The sequence below is a fragment of the Klebsiella sp. HMSC09D12 genome (assembly GCF_001808475.1).
GTDB classification, from domain to species: domain Bacteria; phylum Pseudomonadota; class Gammaproteobacteria; order Enterobacterales; family Enterobacteriaceae; genus Klebsiella; species Klebsiella oxytoca.
The window spans coordinates 3,182-6,613 of record NZ_KV793509.1 but is presented as its reverse complement, the minus strand read 5'-3'; the positions used below and the strand labels follow the sequence as shown (position 1 = coordinate 6,613).

The following is a 3,432-nucleotide window of genomic DNA, read 5'->3' as shown; positions in this document are numbered from 1 at the left end:
GCCTTATTAAACGTTGCGCTGGTCTGCCCGCTGACGGTTGACGAACCTTTTTTCCAGACGTAGGTATAAGGTGCAGTGCCACCCTGGATGACCACACCCATTGTCAGGGCGCTTCCTGCCGCTACTGATAGCGAAGGTGAAAGATCGTTGATGAATGACAGAATACCTGTCGAATCAATATTGCCGGGCTTACCTTTCAGACGCAGAGAGAACGTTGCAGCAACAACACCGTTGGTCTGTGAATCCCAGGTATGCTGACGAACTTCGGCGCGGAACAGGGAGCCATTCCCGGAAGGGAAAACAACCTTAAAGCCGTATACGCCGTCATTGTCGTAAGCAGTACGCAGCGTATCCTGCGCCGGGTTGCGGTAAAAGTTACCGGAGAGCGACATCTCAGACGGGGCCGGGAGTCCGTTGATATTCTCCGTTTCTTCGGAGCATAGCGTGGTCACGTCAATGTCGTTTTTCTGACCGGCGGTAAAGCTGGCCTGTTTAATGGTACAACTCAGGTTGAGCCAGGTAGCTGCATCCAGTTCATCCTCAGTGACCGGCACTGACGTAATCATTACTTTCGTTTTTTGGGCGCGTTCAAATAGTGCTGACATTGCAGCCTCCATAAATGAAAAAACCGCCAGCGGCGGTCGGATTGGGTTGGTTTTAGTCAGGCAATGACGGTTATTTCAAGCGTTGCCCGGTGCAGGTGGGTAGTTGTGTCGTAGCCGGGGATTTTTGTCACTTCAGTAGGCGAAAGCACTTCCAGCCGGGAAAGGGCCTCAAGCCGCAACGCCCTGGCCTCATCGTTCGTTTTGGCCCACACATCTACCTGAATGTGCAGCGTCGATTCGGCCTGCCCACAGAACACATCTCCGGCAACATCAGTCGGTATCGAGAAAATAATGTAAGGAGCGGCCACAGCGGGTAAATCGTCGCTGCCAAGCGGCACCACATACGGATAAACCCGCCCGTCTGCCAGCGGCGACAGCAGGTCATAGAGATCATCCTCTGTCATTTCGCCAGCACCTCATCGATCGCCTTGTTCATTCGGTTTATTGCTGCCTGTGCAGCTTCTTCCTGCCGGGTATCAAACGCGGGACGTACAAAGGGATGTGCCTGAGCCGTAGCAGTCCCAAGTTCGACAAAGCGCCAGTAAAAAGCATTCCGCTTGTTGCTGGCCTTCATGGTGTTGTCGCTGTTCCCTGTTCGCGGATTAACACCACGAATATGCACCCCCGAGGAAATTTCACCGCGTCGGCGGCTTTTCTGGGTGACGACAACAACGTTTTTCTTCAGCTTCCCGGTTTTCTCAGGAGCCCTGTCAATCACTTCCTGCCGGAGAACTTCGGCCCCGGCGCGGGTCGAATCCCGGAGGACTTTGTTATTCTCCGCTTTGCTGAGGGTTTGCAGGTCTCGGGCGATATCCTCTAAACCGGAAAAATCCAGATTCACATCAATCATTTTTCGGTCCCCTGTTTGCAGAGAATTTCCAGCCGGGTACCTTTTATATCCGGAATCGGAGGCCCAGTGACATTCAGGACCGCATCTTTGTATGGGCCATTCAGTACTTTCAAACGGGAAGAAGCTGATATGTCTGTACGAAAACGCACCCAGACGCGAATGGTGGCATCAGCACGCTCAACGCCAGCGGCTAGCAGCTCCCTACCGCTGATCCCTTTAACCTCGGCCCAGATAGTTTTTCCATCAGTCCAGCTTTCTACCGGCTGGCCGGAAGGTGTTTTTGATATTGTGAAGTTCTGAATAGTGACGCGATGCCGTAATCGTCCTGCCTGCATAATTCCTCCTAGAGCGGAATATAGCGGTACGGCTCTATCAGTGATGTAAAGCCAAATGGGATGCTGGTTTTTGCTGCGTCTGACGACTCTTCTCTGTTTTCATACCAGTGCCCGACAAGCAGCATCAACGCCAGGAGAATGTCGTCAGCAATCACCAGCCCGTCAGGATCAGTTTCCGGCACTTCGTCTTCATAAAGATGGCGGTTGATGAAGTTCTCCGCCTTTCGGCGCGCAGCACCATAATAGAGCGTAAGCACCTCATCTTCCGTGGTGTCGTCGATATCAATCCGGCACTGAGCCCGTAACTTCTCAATCGTTGTGCTCATATATTTTCCCTGGCCCGCAGCGAACTGCGGGCATAAAAAAACCGCCGGAGCGGTGGAGGTTGAAGCTGATTGTTGCCTTAGCCGCCAGATGCCGGTTTACCCACCAGCGCCTTAATCGCGCCAGTATCTTCCAGTACGCAGTCGAAGCGGTGGAAGGCCAGGAAGCCAGTCTGATCGTACTCTGCGTAGCGCTCAACCAGTCGTTTCAGCGTCATGTAAGTGACGCGACGAACGATAAAGCGGTTAAAATCGCCGAAGTAGGCAAATTTGGCACCAGCCGCGATATCAGGAATAGCCTGGTCAACGACATACGGCACCTGCAGAACAGTGGCAGGTGCGCCACCGATAATGTTCGGTAACCAGAGCGGGCGGCCCTGTCCGTCCTCCATTTCCTCCACCAGCTGCAACGTTGCATCGTTAAAGGCCCAGCGCACCTTTGGACCGTTACGGTATGCCGGGTCGACAGAGTGCTTCAGTGCGTTCAGCTCTTTCCAGGTAAAGGTGGTCGCTGCTGCGGTATTTTTGGTGCCAGTTACCGACGCAGCTAACCCTTTAGGCTGCAGCGGGGTGCCGGTGCCGGTCCCTAATACCAGATACTTCGCTTCACCACGTCCGATGCGAGTGGCGATACGCGCGGCCAGGAACGCCTCGATATCTACGCCGCTGTCCTGGAGCAGTTCATTGGATACGCGAATGATTTTAGAGGACAGTTTTTTAGCCCCCAGCGTTGCACCGCCGAAAGACACGTCTTCTTCACTGGTTTCAGTGTTTTCGCCCAGCAGTTCACCTTCTTCAGTAGTACCGTCAGAGGTTGCCCAGTCAATGTCCTGGCCGTTGGCGGTATTCAGAATTTGCGCCACACTGGCAATTCCACCGTAATCTTTCAGTGCTTCAACAATCTTATTGCGGAACTGGGTTGGTACGGTGTAACCCCCTTTTTCATCCGGCGTCGTACCCTGAGCACGCAGCTCCTTTAAAGCCTGGCGTTCTTCAGCGCTCATCTCGCCAAGACCACGGCGCAAAAACGCATTAAACGCCGCAGCACGGCGTTCGTTAGCCTGTGCTTCCGGGTTTTCTGGATCACGATTCTGCTGCTGGCGCTGTTCCGGCTCGTTTTCGTGGATATAGTCCTGATCCTGGCGGCGCAGTTCCTCTTCGCGTGCAATACGCTCATCAAGAGCGTCAAGCTCCGATTTTGCAGCGTTCCACTGAGTACGCTGCTCATCGGTCCAGGGTGTATCGCCAATTTTGTCATGCAGGGCACGCATATCTTTGGCGATGATGTTACGTTTTTGCTTCATTTCATGCAGTTTCAT

The 3,432-nt window shown here is 53.5% G+C and carries 6 protein-coding genes; all 6 read right to left on the bottom strand.

From position 1 onward, the window contains the following. Positions 1-605 (bottom strand): phage tail protein (locus HMPREF3178_RS26990; protein WP_070585621.1); only part of this gene is annotated, 605 nt, incomplete at its 3' end. A gap of 56 nt (positions 606-661) precedes the next feature. Beyond that, positions 662-1,009 carry a gp17 family tail completion protein gene (locus HMPREF3178_RS26985; RefSeq protein ID WP_070585619.1) on the bottom strand — a complete coding sequence of 116 codons (348 nt, stop codon included), beginning with the start codon at positions 1,007-1,009 and terminating at the stop codon, positions 662-664. After that, entirely contained in the window at positions 1,006-1,455 is a 450-nt protein-coding gene (locus tag HMPREF3178_RS26980; RefSeq protein ID WP_070585618.1) for an HK97-gp10 family putative phage morphogenesis protein, read from the bottom strand. The genes HMPREF3178_RS26985 and HMPREF3178_RS26980 overlap by 4 nt, the downstream gene beginning before the upstream one ends. Then, a complete protein-coding gene (locus tag HMPREF3178_RS26975; protein WP_070585616.1) occupies positions 1,452-1,790 on the bottom strand; it encodes a phage head closure protein in 339 nt (112 codons plus the stop codon). Before HMPREF3178_RS26975 ends, HMPREF3178_RS26980 begins: the two co-directional genes overlap by 4 nt. Before the next feature lie 8 nt (positions 1,791-1,798). Continuing rightward, a complete protein-coding gene (locus HMPREF3178_RS26970; protein ID WP_019705272.1) occupies positions 1,799-2,116 on the bottom strand; it encodes a head-tail connector protein in 318 nt (105 codons plus the stop codon). 77 nt (positions 2,117-2,193) lie between these two features. Next, positions 2,194-3,432 (bottom strand): phage major capsid protein (locus HMPREF3178_RS26965; RefSeq protein ID WP_070585623.1); only part of this gene is annotated, 1,239 nt, incomplete at its 5' end.